Here is a 21,553-nt window from a genome sequence, read left to right on the forward strand (position 1 = left end):
CCGCCGGTCATGTCCGTCCCGGGATCAGAGCTCGACGCGGGTCCAGGCGACGCCGTCGGTGGTGGCGGGCTTGCCGTTGGCCCACTCCCAGATGATGCGGGCGACCTGCGCCGGGTCGTCGAGGGTCGTGCCGAAATGCTGGTCGGGGCCGCCGTCGCGATATTCGAGGGTGTAGGGCCCGTTCGGGTCGCGATAGGTCTGGATGTAGCGCTGTTCGCCCTGCTCGACGATGAGATACGGGTTGGGCGCGGCGAGCCCGGCCACCCAGTGGTGGGCCAATTCCTCGGTGAGATAGGGGAATTCGCCCGCGCCGCCGTGCGTGACGTTGATCGGGATGTGGCCTGCCGGGTCGATGAGCCAGGTCAGCTGCGGATCGTAGACGGCGTAGCCGCGCGGGGTGGCGAGGTCGAAGAGCAGATTGCGGACGAAGCCGATGGCGTCGTACGGCGAGGGGATGTAGAGCGTGTCGCCGCTGGGGCCGCCGACGGATTCGACGCTGAGGAACGAGTCGTCCACCGGCAGTTCGGCGTTGCGCGCGTTCAGCTCGGCCGCGATCTCGGCGATCGATGCGGACTCGGTCACGCCTTCCTGGGCGGCCAGGTACGCGTCGATCTCGTCGACAGAGCTGGCGACGCCGGACGGCAGGAGGATGTGGTCGTAGCTCACCCGGCCAGCCTACGGGGAGCGGAGTCGGCGGTAATCGATGTGGTCCCTGCCCCGCGCTATTACCAGCGTGTTTCGAAAGGGGGGCCGGTCGGGAAACTCAGGTTTCGTCGGCCCGCGCGGTGTCGGGGGAGTGTGGTCCACTTGGTGGATGGGCATCAAGGTGTCACTCGAGCACCGCACGGCATACTCCTTCGATCGTCTCGTCGAGGTGCATCCGCATGAAGTGCGGTTGCGCCCCGCGCCGCACTCGCGCACGCCCATCGAGGCGTATTCGCTCGAGGTGTCGCCGGCCGAGCACTTCGTCAACTGGCAGCAGGACGCGTTCGGCAATTTCGTTGCACGCCTGGTGTTTCCGAATCCGACCAAGGAGTTGTCGATCACCGTGGGGTTGATCGCCGACCTCGAGGTGGTCAACCCGTTCGACTTCTTCATCGAGGATTACGCGGAGTTCTTCCCGTTCGAGTACGACACCGCACTCGCCGAGGATCTCGCGCCCTATCTGCGGCGCGTCGACGAGGCGGAACCGGGCAGCGGCCCTGGCGAGTTGTTGCGGGAGTGGGCACGGGTACACCGGCCGCAGGGCCGGACCCGTGCCATCGACTACCTCGTGGAGCTCAACTACGCGCTGCGCAATTCGGTCGACTACACCGTGCGCATGGAGGCGGGTGTGCAGACACCCGATCACACCTTGCGCACCGCGCTCGGGTCCTGCCGCGACTCGGCCTGGCTGCTGGTCGGCGTGCTGCGTGAGCTGGGGCTGGCCGCCCGCTTCGTCTCCGGCTACCTGGTCCAGCTCACCTCCGACGTGCCCTCGCTGGACGGCCCGTCGGGCCCGGCCGCCGACTTCACCGACCTGCACGCCTGGACCGAGGTCTATCTGCCCGGCGCGGGCTGGGTCGGGATGGATCCCACCTCCGGACTGTTCGCGGGCGAGGGCCACATCCCACTCGCCGCCACCCCGCATCCCGGCGCCGCCGCCCCGATCACGGGGGCGACCGGGATCACCGAGGCCACCCTCGACTTCAGCAACGTGGTTCGCCGTATCCACGAGGATCCGCGAGTCACGCTGCCCTATACCGATTCCCAGTGGGACCGCATCGTCGCCTCCGGTGCCGCGATCGACGCGCGGATGGCCGCGGCCGATGTGGGCCTCACCATGGGCGGCGAGCCCACCTTCGTCTCCATCGACGACCAGGTCAGCGCCCAGTGGACCACCGACGCCGACGGCAGGCACAAACGTGAGCGCGCCGTCGACCTGGCCGACAGGCTCCGCGCGATCTACGCGCCGACCGGCATCGTGCAGTATCGCCAGGGCAAGTGGTATCCCGGAGAACCGTTGCCCCGCTGGGAGATCGCGATCGCGTGGCGGGCCGATGGCGAGCCGGTCTGGCAGCGTCAGGACCTGCTCACCGACCCGTGGACACCGATTTCGCAGCACACCCCGGTGAAGCCGGTCGCCGAGACCGCCGGGCACTCGAACGGCTACGCCCCGGCCGGTGCCGAGGTCGCGACCGCTGTTGTCGCGCTGGGCCTGGCGGACGAGTCCGGCGTGAACGTGGTCGATGACGTGCCGGGGCCGGTCGACGCGGTGTCGGTGCTCGATGCGCAGCTACCCCCTGTGGGCCCGGTCGACATGGTCGCGGTCTTCGACGCGCGCCGTCGGGTGGGCGGTGACGAACTCGCTGCCGCTGTCGTCGCGCTGGGGCTCGCCGACGATGACGATGTCCTGCGTGACAGCGAGCCGGTCGGTATCGAGGTGGTCGACGAGGCCGATCTCGTGGAAACGGCGGAACCTGCTGTCGAGGCCGCGGACCTGGAGGTGGTGGAGTTCGACGACGGACCGGCGCTGATCGACGAGCCCGTCGAGTTCGTCGCCGCCGAACACCGCCGGGCCGCGGAGAGTCAGCAGGCCAGCGCTGAAGCCGGCGGTTCCGTTCGCCCCGCGAAGAAGGCCGAGGAGCCGAAGAAGGCCGAGGAGCCGACGAAGGAAGCCGAGGAGTCGGCCAAGGCTGCCGAGAAGGCCGAGGCCCCACTGCGAAAAGTGCTGCGGAAGAGCAAACTTCGCGGGAAGAAGGACAAGGCGAGTGCGCCGCCGTCGGCCTACCCGCCCATCCAGCTCGCCCGTTCGCAGCCGATCAACTCGGCCGCCGGGGTGATCCCCGACCGGGCGCCCGCTGCCGATATCGGCGCGGCCAAGGCGCTGATCGCCGAGATCGCGGGCACCCTGGGGTTGCCCGATGGACAGGTGCGGCCCGCGTTCGAGGATCCGCTGGCGCGGTTGGCGGCGACCGTGAGCGCGCCGTACGGCGATCCGCCGCCCGCCGACATCGATCCGGCCGAGGACTCGCCCGAGGTGCGGCGGGTATTGCTCGAGAGCCTGGAGGAGTCGGTCGATCAGCCGTCGGCGTATGTGCTGCCGATTCATCGACGGGCCGACGGCGCGGGCTGGGCCAGTGCCGACTGGCAGCTGCGTCGCGGGCGTGCCGAGGGCGGCCGCGGCCGGATCGTGTTGGCCGATGGTGATTCGCCTGCCGGACTTCGCCTTCCGATCGGGTCGGTGTCCTGGCACGCGCCGCCGATCCTGCCCGACAGCGACCCGCTCTACCAGAAACCGCTGCGCGCGGAACGGGCCGAGCCGCCCGCCGCGGTGGAGCCCGCCGATTTCACGCCGACGACCGCGCTGGTCGCCGAGGTCAGGCAGGGGCGGCTGCACGTGTTCCTGCCGCCGGTCACCGAGCTCGACGACTTCCTCGATCTGATCGCCAAGGTCGAGGCGGCCGCGGTGGCGATCGGGCAGCCGGTGGTGCTGGAGGGCTACGCCCCGCCGAGTGACGCACGGCTACAGACGTTCTCGGTGACGCCCGACCCGGGCGTGATCGAGGTGAACATCATGCCCACCAGCTCGTTCGCCGAGCAGGCCGAGGTGCTGAACACCCTCTACGAGCAGGCCAGGCTCGCCCGGCTGAGCACCGAGTCGTTCGACGTGGACGGCACGCACGGCGGTACCGGCGGCGGCAACCACATCACCCTCGGCGGGGTCACCCCGGCGCGTTCGCCGATGCTGCGCCGCCCCGACCTGCTGGTCTCCATGCTCACCTACTGGCAGCGTCATCCCGCGCTGTCGTACCTGTTCGCGGGTCGTTTCGTCGGCCCGACCTCGCAGGCGCCCCGCGCTGACGAGGGTCGCGAAGGCGCGCTCTACGAACTCGAGATCGCCTTCGCCGAGGTCGCCAGGCTCACCGCCGAGCAAGCCCACGGGCCGACACCGTACGAAATCCAGTCGGCCCCGTGGCATATCGATCGCGCGCTGCGTCATCTGCTCACCGACCTCACCGGCAACACCCACCGCGCCGAGTTCTGCATCGACAAGCTGTACAGCCCCGACTCCGCGCGCGGCCGGCTCGGGCTGCTCGAACTGCGCGGCTTCGAGATGCCGCCGCATTTCCAGATGGCGATGGTGCAATCGCTGCTGGTGCGCGGCCTGGTCGCGATGTTCTGGGACAAGCCGCTGCGCGCGCCGCTGATCCGGCACGGGTCGAACCTGCACGGCCGCTATCTGCTGCCGCACTTCCTGATGAACGACATCGCCGAAGTGGCCGCCGACCTGCGCGCGGCGGGCGTCGACTTCGACACCGCCTGGCTCGACCCCTTCACCGAATTCCGCTTCCCCCGTATCGGCACCGCCATGATCGGCGAGGCGGAGCTGGAACTGCGCGGGGCGATCGAACCCTGGCTCACCCTCGGCGAACAGACCACCGGCCAGGGCACCGCGCGTTACGTGGACTCCTCGGTGGAACGGTTGCAGGTGCGACTGGTCGGCGCCGACCGTGGCCGCTACGTCCTGACCTGCAACGGCATGCCGGTTCCGCTGTTGGCCACCGACAAATCCGATGTGCAGGTGGCGGGCGTGCGCTACCGCGCCTGGCAGCCGCCGAACTCCCTGCACCCCTCGATCACCGTCGACGCCCCCCTGGTATTCGACCTGATAGACGTCGCGACGGGCATCTCCCGTGGCGGCTGCACCTACCACGTCGTGCACCCCGGCGGCCGCGCCTATGACGACGCACCCGTCAACGCCGTCGCCGCCCAGTCGCGCCGCAACCGCCGTTTCGAGGCCGCCGGTCATACGGTGAACCCGATGGATCCCGCCGAACTCCGTGCGAAGATCGCGGCACAGTCGACCGATGTCGGAGCACCAGGCATCCTGGACCTACGCCGCGCGCGAACAGTGTGGGGCCAGTAGTCGAAAGGATCGCCGCGCCACCGAACGCTCGGTCGTCCCGCAGACCGATCTTTTCGATCAACCGATGGAAGTCACCGGCTTTTGGTTCTGCGGCCGTCCCGATTCTGGACTGATGGAGGGAGGGAGCGCAGCGACTGACCGGAGGAGGGAACAATCGGGACAATCGGGGCCGCAAAACCCCGCGGCGCCAGCCGCAAATAAACACAGGAGGCTCGGTGGCTCAGCGCGATGAAGCGCAACGGGGCGGGAATCGGCCGGGATCGGGCGTTCGCGCTCAGGTCGCCGAGCAGTTCGCGCGGTATCGGGCTGACAGTTCGGCGGGGGCGCGCTTCGACGAGTGCGGCAGGCCGACCAGGGGCTATTACGACGAATTGGTCGACGGGCGTGGGCGGGTGCGGTCGATGTGGTCGGAGCTGTCGGCCGACTTCATCGACCAGGGGATCGGCGGGATCGACCGGATCGATCACCGGGTGCGCAGGCAGATCGAGGACGACGGTGTCACCTACACCGAGGTCGGCCTGGGCGGCGATGACGACACCGCGATACCGCAACCGTGGCGTCTTGACCCGATTCCGCTGCTGGTGTCCGCCGAGGACTGGACCCGCCTGGAAACCGGCCTGGTGCAGCGCTCGCTGGTACTCGACGAGGTGCTCACCGACGTCTACGGCCCGCGCAGGCTGCTGAGTTCGGGCCTGTTGCCGCCGGAGGTGGTGTTCGGCAATACCGGGTATGTGCGGGCCGCGCACGGCATCACGATCCCCGGCACCCACCAATTGTTCCTGCACGCCTGCGACATCAGCCGGTGGAGTGACGGGCAGTTCCGGGTGCTCGCCGACTGGGCGCAGGCACCCTCGGGCGCCGGGTACGCGCTGGCCGACCGTCGTGTGGTGGCTTCGGCCATTCCCGAGGCTTTCGAGCACGCTGGACCGCGTCCGCTCAGCCCGTTCGCGCGGGCCATGCGGTTGATGCTCGAGGAGGCGGCGCCCGAACTGGCCGATGGGGAAGAGCCGGTCGTCGTCGTACTCAGCCCGGGTTCGCATTCCGAAACCGCCTTCGACCAGGCTTATCTCGCGCAGATGCTCGGGTTCCCGCTGGTGGAGAGTTCCGATCTGGTGGTGCGCGACGGTGCGCTGTGGATGCGCTCGCTCGGCAGCTTGGAACGGGTCGACGTGGTGTTGCGGCGTGTCGACGCCGAATTCTCCGACCCGCTGGATCTGCGCCCCGATTCGCGGCTCGGTGTGGTCGGGCTGGTCGAGGTGCTGCGCCGCGGTGCGGTGACGGTGGTGAACACCCTCGGTAGCGGGCTGCTGGAATCGCCCGCGCTGAGCCCGTTCCTGCCGCGCATCGCCCGCTCGGTACTCGGCGAGGATCTGCTGCTCGATGCCACCCCCACCTACTGGGGCGGCGACGAGACCGAGCGCGCGCACCTGGTGTCGCATGTCGGTGACCTGGTGATCCGCTCCGCTGTCGACGGCTCGACGATCTTCGGACCGAGCCTGTCGGCGGCCGAGCGCGCCGATCTCGCCGCCCGGATCGAGGTCGAGCGATGGAAGTGGGTCGGGCAGGAGCCCGCCGAGTTCTCGGTCGCGCCCGCGGTCGACGGCCCGGCGGGGCTGGCGCCGGCACCGGTGGGCATGCGGTTGTTCTCGCTGGCCAGACGGGGCAGCTATACGGCGATGTCGGGTGGACTCGGTCAGCAGCGCATGCGGCTCGAACCGACCCGCAGCGTGATCAAGGTGGCCGCGAAGGACGTGTGGGTCCGCGCGGCTCCGGCCACGGTTCCCGCGGCGAGTTCCGAAGCGCCGCACGAGGAACGGTTGCGCCGGGCGGTACCGGTCGTCGAGGCGATCAGCTCGCCGCGCGTGCTCAACGACCTGTTCTGGATGGGCCGCTACAGCGAACGCGCCGAGTCGGTGGTCCGCTTGCTCGCCGCCACCCATGACGTCTATCAGGACTATCGCTACCGGCCGTGGCTCGATGGCGCCGAAGCCTTGCCGATCCTCATGCGTGCCCTGTCGATCACCACGGGCACCGTCGCTCCACAGTCGGTGCTGCCCAACGGAATCGGTCAGCTGGTGGCCGTGCGATCCGGCGACGGACCCGCGCCCGAAGATCCGAATCCGGATGCTGGGCACCGTGATTCGGTAGGCGCCGAAGCGGCCGACCCGGCGGCGACGCGGTCATCGCGGTCCTCGTCCAGCGAAGAGGCAGGAACGGGCGTGGTGCAGCACGATGCGCCCGCTGAACCGAAGTCGGCGGGGCAGAGCCAGTCCGCTGGTCGGGATCAGCCCACAGCGGATGAGCCTGAACCCGAGGCCGAGGCCGAGGCGCCGTGGGAGCGGGCGGGGACCAGTGCCCTGGCCCGCGCGCTGCGCACCACCGGTGTCACGCCGGAGCGTGGTTCGGAGCCGGTGCCGGCCCCCGAGCCTGAGCCGGTGCTCGCGCGGTCGCGACAGGCGCAGGGTCAGTTCACCCATCGAGCCATGGATTCCAGTGGTCAGGACGGTGTGGCCGCGCGACGGGCGGTGGCCGGAGCGTCGGCCGAGGGGTTCGGGTACCTGGCTTCGTTGACCGGTGACCGTGAGCTGGCCGGTTCGTTGTCGTACGCGGTGGATCACTACGGGTCCGCCGCACGGGCGGTGCGCGATCAGCTGTCCGGTGACACCTGGATGATCATCGGTGCCGTCGACCGCGCACTGGCCGAATTCCGCAGTGCCAGTACCGAACAGGAGACGGCGTTGTCGTCGGTGCATTCGCTGACGCTGGCGGCGCTGCTGTCGCTGTCGGGGATCGGCGCGGAGTCACTGGTGCGCGACACCGGCTGGTACGTCATGGACATCGGCAAACGGATCGAGCGCGGGCTGGCCGTGACGTCGCTGATCAATGCGGCACTGGGGCGACGGAGTTCGGCCGAAGTGCAAGGGGTGGTCGCGGAGGCCGTGCTCACCGCCACCGAGTCGGCGGTGAGTTACCGTCGCCGCCATCGTGGTTCGGCGCACGTGGCCGCGCTCGCGGGACTGCTGCTGTTCGACCCGGGCAACCCGCGGTCGCTGATCTATCAGCTCGACCGTCTCGAGGCCGACTTCCAGGCGCTGCCCGGTGGTTCCGGCGCCTCGCGTTCGCAGCGCCTGCTCGCCGACGCCCAGCGCATGCTGCGCCGCGTCGACCCGGCCGACCTGGAACATACCGACGACGACGGCGTGCGCACCGAACTGGTGGAACTGATGGAGGGGGTGCACTTGCGACTGCGCAAGCTGGCCGAATCGTTCGAGACCACCAAACTCACTGTCCCGCTGGGTATCCAGCCCCTATGGGGTAATACCAGGATGGTCGGATGACCCGGCGATACATGGTGGTGCACCGCACCACCTACAGCTACTCCGACGAGGTGACCAGCTCCTACGGTCGCGCGTACCTCACCCCGCGCGAATATCCGGGTCAGCGCCTGCTCGAGCACGAGATCTACATCGACCCGGTGCCCTCGGACCGCTCGGTGGGCACCGATGTCTACGGCAACACCACGACGTATTTCCACGTGACCTCCGAGCATCGCAACCTCGAGGTCACCGGCGAGTCCCTCATCGATGTCGACGGCGAGGACCCGGCGGCGCTGCCGGGTGCCGACATGCCATGGGAGTCCGCGCGTCCTACCTCTGCCACCGGACCGCTGGCCGTCGAGTTCACCCTCGATCTGCTCCCGCCCGAGATCACCCCCGACGTCGTCGCGTACGCCGTGGAGAGTTTCCCGCCGGGCAGGCCGCTGCTCGAAGCCGTGACCGAGCTGAACACGCGCATCCACAACGACTTCCAGTACCGCTCGGGGTCCACGACGGTGAGCACCAGCGTGGCCGACGTGTTCGCCGCCCGCGAAGGCGTCTGCCAGGACTTCGCCCGAATCGGCGCGGCGTGCCTGCGCGCACAGGGGCTGGCCGCACGCTACGTCTCCGGCTACCTCGCCACCGACCCGCCGCCGGGCAAGGAACGCATGGTCGGCGTCGACGCCACCCACGCGTGGGCCGCGGTCTGGCTGCCCGGCGCCGACGACACCGATCGCACCGGTCGCTGGATCGCTTTCGACCCCACCAACGACCAGTTCGCCGACGAGCGGTACGTGACGGTGGCGTGGGGTCGCGATTACCAGGACGTTCCGCCGTTGCGTGGCATCATCTACACCGACGCGAAGCAGTCCACAATCAAGGTATCGGTCGATGTAGCCCCGGTGGAGGTGTAGTCCGTGCGTGATTTCGTCTGTCCGAATTGTGGCCAGCAGCTGGCTTTCGAGAACTCTGTCTGCCTATCGTGCCGCAGCGCACTGGGTTTCAGCCTGGGTGAACGGGCACTGGTGGTGATCGGTGACCCGCCGAGCGACGAGGCGATCGACCACGTGGCCGGCGTCGTCGACAGCGATCGCTTCCGCCTGTGCGACAACCTGCATGTGGCGCAGTGCAATTGGCTGGTCGACGGTGACGCGTCCGGTCCCGGCCTGTGCGTGTCGTGCAAGCTCACCAGGACCAGGCCCAACGACACCGACACCGACGGCCTCGCCGCGTTCGCCGAAGCTGAGACGGCCAAACGGCGATTGATCTTCGAGCTGGTCGAGCTCGGATTGCCGATCGTCGGCCGCGACGAGGATCCCGAACACGGGCTGGCCTTCGATCTGCTGTCCAGCCGGACCGACGGCGTGCTCACCGGCCATATGGACGGAGTGGTCACCCTCGACCTGGCCGAGGCCGACGACCCACACCGTGAGCAGTTGCGCATCGAGATGGCCGAGCCGTACCGCACGTTGCTCGGCCACTTCCGGCACGAGACCGGGCACTACTACTTCTCCGTGCTCGTCGCCGACGACGCTGCCCTGCAACGCTTTCGCGACCTGTTCGGCGATCCCTTCGCCGACTACCAGGCGGCACTGGACCGCCACTATTCCCAGGGTGCGCCCAGCGGCTGGAAACGCGACTACGTCTCCTCCTACGCCACGATGCACGCCGCCGAGGACTGGGCCGAGACCTTCGCCCACTACCTGCACATCCGCGACACCCTCGACACGGCCGCCGCCTTCGGACTCGCCCCGGCGGGTGCGACGCTGGACCGCCCCCAGATCGGCCGCGCCGGGTTCGACAAGATCATCGAGCTCTGGCTGCCGCTGACCTGGTCGCTGAACATGGTCAACCGCTCGATGGGCCGCGACGACCTGTACCCCTTCGTCCTGCCGGAACGAGTGCTGGAGAAGATGCGCTTCGTCCACGATCTGTGCACCGGCAGTCATGCCGCCGCGCCGGAGGCTGTCGTCTCGACGGGGTAATACCTTGTCGATTTCGCTGCGACGAGCGTCACAGCTGGCTACTCTTCGAGATTGAGACCGGTGCGTCTCAATCCGGTCGGTACCTCGACCCGGACTGCTCGACGAGAAGTGTGTGGCTATGAACTCTCCGCTGGTATCTGTCGGTCTGCCGTTGGCGCTGGCGGTGATCATGTTCGGCCTCGGGCTCTCGCTCACCGGCGCCGACTTCGCGCGCATCGCGAAAACGCCGCGCGTCGTCGCCATCGCGCTGGCCTGCCAATTGCTGGTACTGCCGGTGGTCGCGTTCGGGCTGGTGCTGCTGTTCGATCTGTCGCCGATCCTGGCGGTCGGCATGATGCTGCTCGCCTCCTCGCCCGGCGGGACCACCGCGAACCTGTTCAGCCACCTGTTCCGTGGCGACGTGGCGCTGAATGTGTCACTGACCGCGGTCAACTCGATCATCGCGGTCGTCACCGTGCCGCTGGTGACCAACTTCGCCATCGGTTACTTCGAGCCGAGCGGTGAGGACGGTTCCGTCGGTTTGCAGCTGAGCAAGGTGATCCAGGTGTTCGCCATCGTGCTGGTTCCGGTCGGTCTCGGCATGCTGGTGCGCCGCTGGTCGGCGGAGTTCGCGGACCGGATGGACAAGCCGGTCCGCATCGGGTCGGCGATCACGTTGCTGCTGGTGATCGTCGGCACCATCGTCAGCGAGCGCGAGACCCTGACCGACTCGCTCGCCGACGTCGGCGCCATCACCGTCGTGTTCTGCCTGATCAGCCTGTCGGTCGGCTACTACCTGCCGCGCCTGCTCGGCGTCGCCGACCGTCAGGCCATCGCCTGCTCGTTCGAGGTCGGCATCCACAACAGCACCATCGCCATCACCATCGCGATCAGCGTGCTCGACAGCACCGAGCTGGCCGTTCCCGCGGCGGTGTACGGGGTGCTGATGTTCCCTCTCGCCGCGCTCGTCGGCTGGCTCATCACCCGCCGGCAGGTGAGCGTCACCGCGTAGATCAGGCGTGGGCCGCGTAGATGTGGCGGGCGAGCTCGTCTCGGAGCGCGCTGAACTCGGGCAGCGCGCGGATCGTGGCGAAATCCGCGCCTGCTTCGAACGTGGGCCGGACATCGTGTACGACGCGGCCTGGTTCGGTCCCCATCACCAGAATTCGGGTGCCGAGGAGAACGGCTTCCTCGATGCCGTGGGTGACGAAGAAGACGGTCTTGCGGCGGTCGCGCCACAGGGTGAGCAGTTCGCGCTGGAGCCGCTCCCTGGTCAACGCGTCGAGGGCGCCGAAGGGTTCGTCCATGAGGACGATGCCGGGATCGTTGACCAGGACGCGGGCGATCTGTGCCCGCTGCTGCTGACCACCGGAGAGTTCGTACGGTTTACGGTCGCCGAGCTGGTCGAGACCGACCAGCTCGAGCAGTCGCTGGGCCTGCGCGCGCCGCGTCTGCTTCGGCACTCCACGGACCTTCGGACCGAACTCGACATTGCCGCGGACGGAGAGCCAGGGATAGAGGTTCGCCTGCTGGAAGACCACGCCACGGTCGGGATCCGGTCCGTCGACCACGCGATCGCCGACCCGCACCTGCCCCGACGTCGGCGGGAGGAATCCGGCGAGGATGTTCAGCAGGGTCGACTTGCCGCAGCCGGAAGGGCCGATGACACAGACGAATTCGCCGGGTTCGATGGTGAGATCGGTCGGCGCGAGCACCTGGACGTCACCGTCGGGGCCGGGGTAACTCTTTCTCACTCCGGTCAACGTCACCCGTTCGGCATCGCCGGTCACCGGCCCCGCGATCACGAGCCCGCGCCCGCCGCGGCGGTGGCGGAGATGCCGTCGCGATACTGCTGCTCGGTGCCGACGGCGGCGATACCGCCCTGGCTCAACAGGAATCGCGCGGTGCCGGTGAGATCCGCGCTGAAGCCGCCGCCCAGGTATTTCGCCCCGGCCTGCTCGGCGGCGGGCAGATACTGGTAGCCCGCCAGCTGCGGAACGACCTTGTCGGGAGCGATGCCCAGCTGCGCGCCGATCGACACCGCCGCCTCCGCCTGCTGGTTCTTCAGCTGACCGACGGCATAGTCCTGCACCTTGGCCCAGGTCTTCGCGAACGCGGCATTGCCGGCGAGGAACTTCTTGTCGGCGATGGCGAGGTCGTAGGTCGGGGCACCGGCCGCCGCGGTCTCGGCGCTGCTGGTGACCACTGTGCCGCCCGCCGCGGTGAGTTTGGACAGCGTCGGGTCCCAGACCCAGGCCGCGTCGATCTGATTGCCCTGCCACGCACCGGGAATCGCGTCCGGCGCGAGGTTGATCAGCTCCACCTTGCCGGTGAGCCCGGCCTTGTCGAGTGCGGCGAGCAAGCTGTAATGGGAGGTGGAGCCGAAGGGTGTCGCCACCTTCCTGCCGGCCAGTCCGGCCAACGTGGTGATCGACTTGTCCCGCACGACAAGCGACTCCGAGGTGCCGATCACGTCGTGGATCCAGACCACCTGCACGGGCAGGTTCAGCGGTGCCGACAGTGCCTTGGTGGCGGGGCTGGAGCCGAGCGTGCCGATGTCGAGGCCGCCGGCGCCGAAGGCCTGCACCACATCGGCGCCGGAGGAGAACTGGCTCCAGGTGATCTTCGCGTTCGGCAGGCACGCCTGCAGCAGGTTGCGGTCCTTCACCAGCAGGTCGCCGTTGGGGATGGCCTGGAAACCGAGGCGGACCGTGCTGGTGACACTGGGGTCGGCGGCGAACGGGCAGCTCGCGGCCGCGCCGGTGTCCTCGCGCCCCGACTCCACGCAGCCCGCGGTGACCGCGAGGACGGCGGAGAGCGCGGCCGAGGTCGCGGCGACCTTGCGCAGTGTGGATGTCATGACTTGCCTTTCCATGGAACAGCTTTGGTGCCGATGAACACGATCACCGCGTCGAGCAGCATCGCCGCCACGCCGATCACGATGATGCAGGCGATGGTGAGCGGCGTATTCAGTTGCGTGCCCGCGATATACGCGAGACCGCCGATGCCGGGAATGCCGTTGTTGAGTTCGGCCGCGACGACCGTGGTCCAGGCGAAGGCCGTCGCGATGCGGATGCCGCTGATCACGTTGGGCAGGGTCGCGGGGAGCACGACGAGCGAAACAACCTGTGCGCGACCGGCACCCAGCGCGCGCGCCGCGTTCAGGTAGTCCTGTTTGACGCCGAGCACGCCGTCCAGGGTCGCGATGACGATCGGCGGGAACGCGGCGAGGAACAGCAGCCAGATCTTGGCGGTGTCGCCGATGCCGAACCACACGATCAGCAGACCGATGTAACCCAGCGGCGGCAGGGCGCGCAGAAAGTTCAGGATCGGTTCGGTGACCCACCGCACCGGCGCGACCATCCCCATCACGAACCCGACCAGCGGCCCGACGACGATCGCCGCGCCCACTCCGATCGCGATCCGCTGGAGACTGGCCAGCAAGTGTTCCCACAGGTAGTAGTTCTGCTCGCCGACCACGAATCGATCCACCCCGTCGGCGATCCGATGCGTGGAATTGGCCCGCACGAAGGCATCCCACACCGCCCTCGGCGACGGCAGATACAGCGGATCGACCAATCCGGCCGCCGTCACCACCGTCCAGCCGGCCAGGACGACGCCGAGCGCCACTACCGCGGCCAGCGCCGAACCACCCCGCCGAGGCGCCTTCGCAGTGCTGGGTTTCGCACCGGCCGCTTCGTCGGCGTCCACGGTCGACACCACTGCGGTCACCTCGGCACTCCTCACCTCCGGTGCCGGGCGGATTCGCCCAGCACTGCGAAGGGAGACGCTATCGGCGCAGGTAGCGGTTACGGGAGGTTAAAAGTCGCGATGAGCGGAAGTCGGCGCGGCGGCGTCGATCCGCTGTCGGGTCAGGCGCGCAGGCGTTCCTTGCGCAGGCGATCGACCTCGGGAAGGTCGAGGGGAGCCAGGTCGGTGGCGGGGATACCGAGGGCCTTGGCGATCAGGAGATCGGCCAGCTCGGGGTTGCGGGCCAGCGCGGGGCCGTGCAGGTAGGTGCCGAAGACCGAGCCCTGGACCACACCCTCGGTGCCGTCGCCCACGCCGTTGCCGACACCTCGGGTCACGCGGGCGAGCGGGGTGGCATCGGAGCCCAGAGTCGTGCCACCCCGGTGGTTCTCGAAGCCGGTGAGGGGTGCTTTCAGGCCGGGGACCAGCGGCGTCGTGGTGACCTCGCCGATGGCGCGCACCTTCTGGGGCGAGGTGGTGACGTCGAAAAGGCTCACGCCGTCGACCTTTTCGCCCGCCGAGGTCTCGTACCAGTTGCCGAGCACCTGGATGGCGGCGCAGATGGCGAGCACGGGCGCGCCCTTGGCGGCGGCCTGCTGGAGGCCGGGGTACTTCTGCAGGTGGCGGGTGGCCAGGCGCTGCGCGGAGTCCTCGGCGCCGCCGAGGGTGTAGATGTCGAAGGAATCCGGGACGGGATCAGCGAGGGTGATGTCGATGATCTCGGCGTCGTAGCCCCGCATCCGCAGGCGCTGGCGCAGGACCAGGGCATTGCCGCCGTCGCCGTAGGTGCCCATCACGTCGGGCAGGACGAGGCCGATACGAAGGGTTGACTCGCTCATTTGCGGGCCTCCAGGTCACGGTTGAGATCGCGGAACGCGGTGTAGTTGGCCAGCACCTCGACATGTCCGGGGGGACAGGAGGCGATGGCGCGCACCGGATCCGGGATGAGCGTGTGTTCGACGCCCGCGTAGGTGAGGCGCACGGCGAGATCGGTGGCGCGCTCGCCCGAGGCGACCACCTGCACGCCCTCGAAGTGCTCGAACCGCACGTCCCACAGCCAGGACAGGTCCTCGCCGTCGGGCACCTGACCGTTCACCGCGATCACCAGACCGGCCGAGGCCGGGTCGATCATCGACAGCGCTTCCTGCCAGCCCGCGGGGTTCTTGGCCAGCAGCAACCGCGCGTCGTGGTCGCCGACGGTGACGGTGCGGTAGCGGCCCGCGATCTCGCGCACAGTGCCGGTGGCATCGGTGGCCTTCGCGGGCTCGGCGCCCATCGCGACCGCCGCGGCCACCGCCTGCGCGGCATTGCCGCGATTCGCGCGACCCGGCAGCGCCAGATGCAGCGGAGCGCGGAAACCGTCAGGGCCGCACAGGTCTTCGCCCTCGAGCCACCACACCGGCTGCGGGCGATGGAAATCGGCGCCGGTCGAGCGCCAGTTCTCGCCCTCCCAGACGATCGGCTCGCCGCTGCGCGGACAACTCGTCGCGTCGACGGCCCAGCCGCTGCCCGCCGATACCCACACCACATTCGGGTGGTCGTAGGCGATGGAAGCCACCAGCACGTCGTCACAGTTGGCGATGACGACCGTGTCGGGATGACGCAGCAGCCCGGCACGCAGCTTGCGTTCGATCATGTTGATCTCGCCGACCCGATCGAGCTGGTCGCGGCTCAGATTGAGCAGCACCACGGCGGCCGGATCGAGCGCGTCGCTCACGTGCGGCAGGTGCAGCTCGTCGACCTCGATCGCGGCCAGCGCCACACCCGGGTGCAGGCTGAGCGCGGCCACGATGCCCGCGTCCATATTGGCGCCGTCGGCCTGGGTGGCGACGTCGCCGAGCGTGCCGAGCGCGGCGGTCGTCATCCGGGTGGTGGTCGACTTACCGTTCGTGCCGGTGATCAGCACCGTTCGCCGACCGCGCCCGAGCTGCGTCATGATCGACGGATCGATCTTCAACGCGATCAGGCCGCCGATCATCGAACCCTTGCCGCGACCCGCCTTCTGCGAAGCCCACGACGCTGCCGCCGCTGCTCGCAAGGCCAAGCGCCCACGCACCGAGATGTCTGCCACGCCGCGAGTCTATGTGCGCGCGGTCCGGGCGCGCGTGCGGGAGCGGTGTGAGCTTGTCCGGGTCAGGTCGGCTCGTCGAAAAGGTTGGGCATCCCCTTGGCGTAGCGGTCGGCATCGATGATGCGCAGTGGCTCGAGTTCGGGGGTGCGGCGCAGCCGGAAACCACGGCAGCGCGGCGCCGACGAGCCCGCCACATCGAGCAGCGCGTTCACCGCGGCACGGGCCGACTCGTTGGCGCCCTCCATGGTCGCCAGGTCCACATCGGTGCGCACGTAGTCACCGGCGAGGAAGAGATTCTCGATCGACCCGTGCGCCTCGGGGCGGGCATCCCACGAGCCGGCGGTATTGATGAGCAACGGGTCGGCATTCGCGTTGCGACTGCCCTGCCAGGTGATTCCCGGATCGAGAAACCAGGAATGCACGTCGGCGGGCCGGAGCAATTGTTCACGATCGTTGAGATGGCTGCTCAACTGTGCCCAGACTTCGCGGAAGATCTCCTCGTGGGTGCACGCGGTGGCGGGTTTGCCGTACAGCATTCCCGGCGAATTCCAGTCGGAGATATCGATCGAAAGGCAATCGGCCACCGTGCCGTCGCCGAAGGACGGCAGTTTATCGGTCCACAGCTGATTCTGGCTGATCGAGGTGAGTGACCACGGCGAATCGACATAGGCCGTGTGTCCGCGCGAAATATGCAGGGGCGCACGGAAATAGATCTGTATTCCGTTCATCCAATCGACGAAGAGCCGCTCCGTCGCGGCGAGTTCGGGCGCCACGGCGAGCACCTGCGACGACCACAGTTTTCTCGCGTGTTCCACCGGCAGCGCCACCACGAAATAGTCGGCGTCGACGGTGCGCGCGCCCGTGGCGCCGGTGATCCGGGCCGCCCGGATTCGCCGGTCGCGCACCTCGAGTTCGCTGACCCGTGCGCCGAGTTCGAACCGCACGCCCAGCTCACGCAGGTGCCGCACCCACGGATCGATCCAGGCCGCGTTGGTCGTGTTGTTGAGCACGCGGTCGAGGCCGCCGTCGTTGCCGAGGCCGAGCGGGTTGCCGAGGAACTGTTCGCCCATGCTGCCGATGGTGCGAGTGCTGGCCAGGTTCTCCTTGGCGGCGACCATGATGGATGTCAGCGACCGGGACACGATCGCGCGGAACTCGTGCGAACGTTCGTGCCCGTGCACGAAGTCGTACCAGGAGGTGTGCTCCCACTGGCCGAAGCGGCGGGCATCGCAGCTGGTGTTGAACACCATCAGCCGATTGGCGAAGTACAGGCCTTCGGCCGCCGACATCTTGGCGGTCATGGTGATGGTGGCGGCCAGGGTTTCGCGGATCGAATCCGGCGTCGCCTGCGCGGCGGTGATGCCGTCGGGCAGCGCGAGCGTGATGTCGTCGCCGTCGCGGCGGGAGAACCTGGCCTCGGGCACGGCGATGAGGTTGTTCCACACGCCGTCGGGATTGCCCGGATACGGAATTCGGCGCATCGTGTCGGGCAGGTTCTGATAGAAGCCGGGGAAGAAACGGAACCCGTGCTCGCCGGGCAGATCGGGTCTGCCGTCGCGGCCGGTACCCGGCACCCCCACGCTGCGCGCCTTGCCGCCCAGCGCGCGTGCCTCGTAGACGGTCACCTCGAATCCGCGCTCGGCCAATTCGTGCGCGGCCGTGAGCCCGGCGACACCGCCGCCCAGTACCGCGACCCGGCGCCCCGGTGGCGCGGCGAATCCCGGCGCTCCCGCTACGGCCCCCGCCGATATCACCCCCGCTGCGACCGTGCCACGAAGAAGGTTCCTTCGCGAAACGGGCCACCGCTGTTCCGCCATACGCTGTTCAGCTGCCTTGCTCGAGTATTGCCTGGGATTTGCTACCACTCTAGAGCGCGGCGAAGACCTGGCTGTATCGACCTGTGCGTCGTTCGCGAGCTCAAAACCGACCGGTCGCACGGAAACACATCGGGCGACCGGTCACATGCTAGCCAGAGCTCGAGCGGTCATGGGCTGAATTCGGATTCAGGCTCGGGCCAATTCGGGGCTGGGGGCGGGCGACGGTGCCTTCGGGAGGCCCCGGCCAGTGGTTGCCGCGAAGGCGCCCGCGATCACGATCGCCCCGCCGATCAGCGCGGCCACCGACGGCTGTTCGTCGAGGACCACCCAGGCCGCGGCGATGCCGACGACCGGCACGAGCAGCGACAACGGCGCCACGGTGCCTGCCGGATAACGGCTCATCAGATAGGTCCACAGGCCCGAACCGCACACGGTCGCCAGGACGGCGATGTAGGCGACGGCGCCCAGCGCGGGCAGGCCGTCGGCGGAGAACGCGGCGCCAACCGCGCGGAAACCGGTGCCAGGCCCCTCGACAGCCATCGACAGCGCCAGCATCGGCACGACGGGAACCACCGACATCCACAGCGTCAGGTGCAAGGGGTTGTAGCCGGGGGAGTCGGCACCGGCCTGACGGGCGCCGATATTGCCGAACGCCCAGCCGAGGCCACCCGCCAACGTCAGCAGGACCGGCAGCAGGGTGGCGTTGGCCATGCGGTCGGCGCCGATGATGACCATGCCGAACACGGCGACCGCGAGTCCGGCGACCTGCACCGGCCGCAAGCGTTCGCGCAGCAGCACCGCGCCCAGCATCACCGTGAACGGTGCCGAGGACTGCAGGACCAGCGAGGCGAGGCCGGTCGGCATGCCGGTGCGCATCGCCGTGAACAGGAACGCGAATTGCAGAATGCCGAAGCCGGTGCCGTAGAGCAGCAGCCAGCGGGTGCGCACGGCCGGACGCGGAATGAAGATCAGCACGGGGATCGCGATGACGGCGAAGCGCAGCGCGACGAAGAAAAAGGGCGGGAAGTGGTCGAGGCCGATGCGGATGGCCAGGAAGTTCAGGCCCCAGAGCACAACGACGGTCAGTCCGAGCAGGCGATCACGGGAGGTCACGCCCTTATCGTGCGGGCCGCTAAAGATCAGCACAATCGAATAAATATGGAGGGATAACGTAGTTTTACTTCATGTTCTCGATCGAGCGACTGCGCATTCTGCGCGAGCTGGCCGACCGCGGCACGGTCGCCGCCGTCGCCGAGGTGCTGTCGATGACCCCGTCGGCGGTCTCGCAGCAGCTGAAGGTGCTGGCCAGAGAGGCCGGGGTCGCGCTGCTCGAACCGGACGGACGCCGGGTGCGGCTCACCGACGCGGGCCAGGCGCTGGTGCTGCGGGCCGACGACGTGCTCGCCGCGATGGACCGGGCCACCGCCGAGATGGCCCACTACCGGGGCTCACCGCGGGGACAGGTGCGGGTGGCGTCGTTCCCGTCCGGCGCGGCACCGCTGCTGCCACCCGTGCTCGCCACGCTGGCCACCAGCGGGGTCGAACTGGTCGCGGGCGACGAGGACCTCCCGCCGAGTGAGGCGTCGAAACTGCTGGCCGACTACGACATCGTGCTCACCCATCGCGACGAACGCGCGCCGTCGCTGGCCGGGCCGAGATTGTCGGCGCGGGTGCTGATGCGCGAGCCGATCGATGTCGTTGTCGCACCGGATCATCCGCTGGCCGGGCGTTCGTCGGTGCGCCCGGAAGAACTCGCCGAGGAGACCTGGGTAAGCGTGCGCGGCGGGTTCCCGGTCGACGACGTGCTCGAGTCCATCGCCACCGTCACCGGGGTGCGGCCACGGATCGCGCAGCGGCTCAACGAGTTCCGGGTGATCGAAACGCTCGTGGCCTCCGGCTACGGTGTCGCGCTGATGCCGCGCTACGCCGTCGCCCACCCCGACCTGTCGGTGCTACCGCTGGCCGGGGTCCGCGCGGCCCGGGTCTACGAGATCATCACCCGCCCACAGGCGCACCGCAGCCCCGCCATCGCGACGGTGCTCGACGCGTTCGAGGCCGCGGCGCGCGAGGTGATCGCGCGCTGACGGTTCTATCTCAGAACTGACCCGGCTGGTACTGCTGACCCGGGTAGGGCTGGCCTGGCTGATACGGCTGCTGCTGCTGGTGTTGCTGCTGACCGTGGTAGCTGAAGTCGTCGGCGACCATCGCGGCCAGTTCGAGCAGGGCCCGCCTGGTCGGCTTGCTGACCAGTTCGAGGTCGATCTCGGCGCCCTCGGCCAGGTGATCGTCGAACGGGACGATCTGCACGGCACGGGTGCGGTCGAGGAACAGCTTGCGCAGCTGATCCAGGTCGACCGTGGAAGCGCCACGGCGAGAAGCGTTCACGACGACGACGGTGCGTTCGACCAGCTTGGAGTAGCCGTGGTGATCGAGCCAGTCCAGCGTCGCCGACGCGCTGCGCGCACCGTCGATCGCGGGGGAGGTGACCAGCACCAGCGAGCTCGCCATGTCCAGCACGCCCGACATCGCCGAGTGCATCAGGCCGGTGCCGCAGTCGGTGAGAATGATGTTGTAGAACGACTGCAGGATGCCGATGGCCTTGCGGTAGTCGGCCTCGCTGAAGGCCTCCGACACGGCCGGATCCTGTTCGGAGGCAAGCACTTCCAGTCGGCTCGGGGCCTGCGAGGTGTGTGCGCGGACATCCGAGTAGCGGGTGATCTGCTGGTCTTCGAGCAGATTGCGCACCGTCGAACGGGTCTGGCGCGGTACCCGGTGGGCGAGCGTGCCGAGGTCGGGGTTGGCATCGATGGCGATGACGCGGTCACCACGCTGGGACGCGAAGGTGGAGCCGAGACCGACCGTGGTGGTGGTCTTGCCGACACCGCCCTTGAGCGAGAGGATCGCGATCCGGTAGTCGCCGCGCACGGGTTGGTTGACCCGTTCGCCGAGATCGCGGTAGACGACGTCCGCCGCCGACTCGCCCGGGTTGATCACACCGCCGGACACCTTGTGCACAGCCTTGCGCCACCCGCTGCGCGGCGACTTCCGCGCGCGCTTGAGCAGGTTCAGGTCGTTCACCGAATGGCCGGGCTGGCCCGGTGCCTGCATGTGCTGCGGCTGGAACGGCTGCTGTTGCTGGGGGGCCGGTCCGCCGCCCCACTGCTGACCCGGCGGGGGACCGGGCTGGCCGAGCTGGCCGGGGAACTGCCCCTGCTGACCGGGGAACTGTCCCTGATCGGGATGCTGGCCGGGGAACTGCCCCAGCTGTTCCGGCTGCTGACCGGGCGGCATCCCACCCTGCATCGGCTGCTGGTACATCGGCGGCGGCGGAGGCGCCCAGCTGTAGATGGGCTCGGCCTGCGGGCCCTGCTCCTGGGCGGGGAACTGTTGCTGCTGTTCGGGACCGGGGTACGGCTGACCCTCGGCGCCGGGGTGCTGCGGCGGCACGCCGGGTTGCGGCTGCTCGCCCGTCGCGTGCGGACCGGGGTAAGGCTGTTCAGCGCCCGGCTGACCAGGAAGCCACGGCTGCTCGCCCGGCTGACCCGGCCACGGCTGCTGCTCGGGGCCGTTCATCGGCGGCTGCCCGCCATTGTTCTGGTACGGATCCGGCACGGAGTACGGAGCGCCCTGCGCGAACTGGCCCGGCGGCGCGAAACCGGCGGGCTGGTACACGGTCTGGTCGGCGAGGCCGGCCGGGCCGGGCTCCGCGACGGGCTGCTCACCGG

15 protein-coding genes are annotated in these 21,553 nt (G+C 68.9%); 6 read left to right on the forward strand and 9 right to left on the reverse strand.

From position 1 onward, the window contains the following. Positions 1-24 precede the first annotated feature (24 nt). Complete coding sequence (locus tag ACFULV_RS25765; RefSeq protein WP_378660943.1) at positions 25-666, reverse strand: hypothetical protein; 642 nt, start codon at positions 664-666, stop codon at positions 25-27. Positions 667-814: 148 nt separating this feature from the next. Here ACFULV_RS25765 and ACFULV_RS25770 point away from each other — a divergent pair, with 148 nt between their 5' ends. The 5 genes from ACFULV_RS25770 (at position 815) to ACFULV_RS25790 (ending at position 11,202) form a co-directional block, all read left to right on the forward strand. Continuing rightward, positions 815-4,909, forward strand: coding sequence for a transglutaminase family protein (locus ACFULV_RS25770; protein WP_378660946.1), 4,095 nt, complete (start codon positions 815-817; stop codon positions 4,907-4,909). 215 nt (positions 4,910-5,124) lie between these two features. After that, positions 5,125-8,247 carry a circularly permuted type 2 ATP-grasp protein gene (locus tag ACFULV_RS25775; RefSeq protein ID WP_378660949.1) on the forward strand — a complete coding sequence of 1,041 codons (3,123 nt, stop codon included), beginning with the start codon at positions 5,125-5,127 and terminating at the stop codon, positions 8,245-8,247. Beyond that, positions 8,244-9,140: a transglutaminase N-terminal domain-containing protein gene (locus tag ACFULV_RS25780; protein WP_378660951.1), complete on the forward strand. Its 897-nt coding sequence runs from the start codon at positions 8,244-8,246 to the stop codon at positions 9,138-9,140. Before ACFULV_RS25775 ends, ACFULV_RS25780 begins: the two co-directional genes overlap by 4 nt. A gap of 3 nt (positions 9,141-9,143) precedes the next feature. After that, positions 9,144-10,211: a putative zinc-binding metallopeptidase gene (locus ACFULV_RS25785; protein ID WP_378638632.1), complete on the forward strand. Its 1,068-nt coding sequence runs from the start codon at positions 9,144-9,146 to the stop codon at positions 10,209-10,211. A 118-nt stretch (positions 10,212-10,329) separates the two neighbouring features. Next, the gene (locus ACFULV_RS25790) at positions 10,330-11,202 is read left to right on the forward strand and encodes a bile acid:sodium symporter family protein (RefSeq protein ID WP_378638635.1); all 873 of its coding nucleotides are present in this window, start codon (positions 10,330-10,332) and stop codon (positions 11,200-11,202) included. A gap of 1 nt (position 11,203) precedes the next feature. On the opposite strand, the gene ACFULV_RS25795 is transcribed toward ACFULV_RS25790, so the two are convergent. From ACFULV_RS25795 to ACFULV_RS25825, 7 genes are all read right to left on the reverse strand, one after another. Beyond that, positions 11,204-11,944: an ABC transporter ATP-binding protein gene (locus tag ACFULV_RS25795; RefSeq protein ID WP_378660954.1), complete on the reverse strand. Its 741-nt coding sequence runs from the start codon at positions 11,942-11,944 to the stop codon at positions 11,204-11,206. A gap of 47 nt (positions 11,945-11,991) precedes the next feature. Further along, positions 11,992-13,050 (reverse strand): ABC transporter substrate-binding protein, encoded by a 1,059-nt coding sequence (locus ACFULV_RS25800; protein ID WP_378660957.1) that lies wholly within the window; start codon positions 13,048-13,050, stop codon positions 11,992-11,994. Beyond that, a complete protein-coding gene (locus ACFULV_RS25805) occupies positions 13,047-13,913 on the reverse strand; it encodes an ABC transporter permease (RefSeq protein ID WP_378638693.1) in 867 nt (288 codons plus the stop codon). Before ACFULV_RS25805 ends, ACFULV_RS25800 begins: the two co-directional genes overlap by 4 nt. A 149-nt stretch (positions 13,914-14,062) precedes the next feature. Further along, positions 14,063-14,779, reverse strand: a complete 717-nt coding sequence (locus tag ACFULV_RS25810) for a type 1 glutamine amidotransferase (RefSeq protein ID WP_378660960.1) — start codon at positions 14,777-14,779, stop codon at positions 14,063-14,065. Next, the gene (locus ACFULV_RS25815; RefSeq protein WP_378638645.1) at positions 14,776-16,011 is read right to left on the reverse strand and encodes a MurT ligase domain-containing protein; all 1,236 of its coding nucleotides are present in this window, start codon (positions 16,009-16,011) and stop codon (positions 14,776-14,778) included. The genes ACFULV_RS25810 and ACFULV_RS25815 overlap by 4 nt, the downstream gene beginning before the upstream one ends. 62 nt (positions 16,012-16,073) lie before the next feature. Beyond that, positions 16,074-17,828, reverse strand: a complete 1,755-nt coding sequence (locus ACFULV_RS25820; RefSeq protein ID WP_378660962.1) for an FAD-dependent oxidoreductase — start codon at positions 17,826-17,828, stop codon at positions 16,074-16,076. A gap of 186 nt (positions 17,829-18,014) precedes the next feature. Next, entirely contained in the window at positions 18,015-18,941 is a 927-nt protein-coding gene (locus tag ACFULV_RS25825; protein ID WP_378660964.1) for an EamA family transporter, read from the reverse strand. Between the two features lie 71 nt (positions 18,942-19,012). Here ACFULV_RS25825 and ACFULV_RS25830 point away from each other — a divergent pair, with 71 nt between their 5' ends. Then, a complete protein-coding gene (locus ACFULV_RS25830) occupies positions 19,013-19,912 on the forward strand; it encodes a LysR family transcriptional regulator (protein ID WP_378660965.1) in 900 nt (299 codons plus the stop codon). Positions 19,913-19,922: 10 nt separating this feature from the next. Here the strand turns inward: ACFULV_RS25830 and ACFULV_RS25835 are convergent, their stop codons facing one another. Then, the gene (locus ACFULV_RS25835; RefSeq protein ID WP_378660995.1) at positions 19,923-21,401 is read right to left on the reverse strand and encodes an AAA family ATPase; all 1,479 of its coding nucleotides are present in this window, start codon (positions 21,399-21,401) and stop codon (positions 19,923-19,925) included. Between the last annotated feature and the right edge of the window lie 152 nt (positions 21,402-21,553).

The sequence above is a fragment of the Nocardia sp. NPDC057272 genome (assembly GCF_042668615.1).
Lineage (GTDB): Bacteria > Actinomycetota > Actinomycetes > Mycobacteriales > Mycobacteriaceae > Nocardia.

Bases quoted from the DNA above. Each gene is read 5' to 3' on its own strand.
- ACFULV_RS25770 (WP_378660946.1), top strand. From the start codon at position 815: ATGGGCATCAAGGTGTCACTCGAGCACCGCACGGCATACTCCTTCGAT.
- ACFULV_RS25780 (WP_378660951.1), top strand. From the start codon at position 8,244: ATGACCCGGCGATACATGGTGGTGCACCGCACCACCTACAGCTACTCC.
- ACFULV_RS25790 (WP_378638635.1), top strand. From the start codon at position 10,330: ATGAACTCTCCGCTGGTATCTGTCGGTCTGCCGTTGGCGCTGGCGGTG.
- ACFULV_RS25800 (WP_378660957.1), bottom strand. From the start codon at position 13,050: ATGACATCCACACTGCGCAAGGTCGCCGCGACCTCGGCCGCGCTCTCC.
- ACFULV_RS25810 (WP_378660960.1), bottom strand. From the start codon at position 14,779: ATGAGCGAGTCAACCCTTCGTATCGGCCTCGTCCTGCCCGACGTGATG.
- ACFULV_RS25820 (WP_378660962.1), bottom strand. From the start codon at position 17,828: ATGGCGGAACAGCGGTGGCCCGTTTCGCGAAGGAACCTTCTTCGTGGC.
- ACFULV_RS25830 (WP_378660965.1), top strand. From the start codon at position 19,013: ATGTTCTCGATCGAGCGACTGCGCATTCTGCGCGAGCTGGCCGACCGC.
- ACFULV_RS25835 (WP_378660995.1), bottom strand. From the start codon at position 21,401: ATGAACGGCCCCGAGCAGCAGCCGTGGCCGGGTCAGCCGGGCGAGCAG.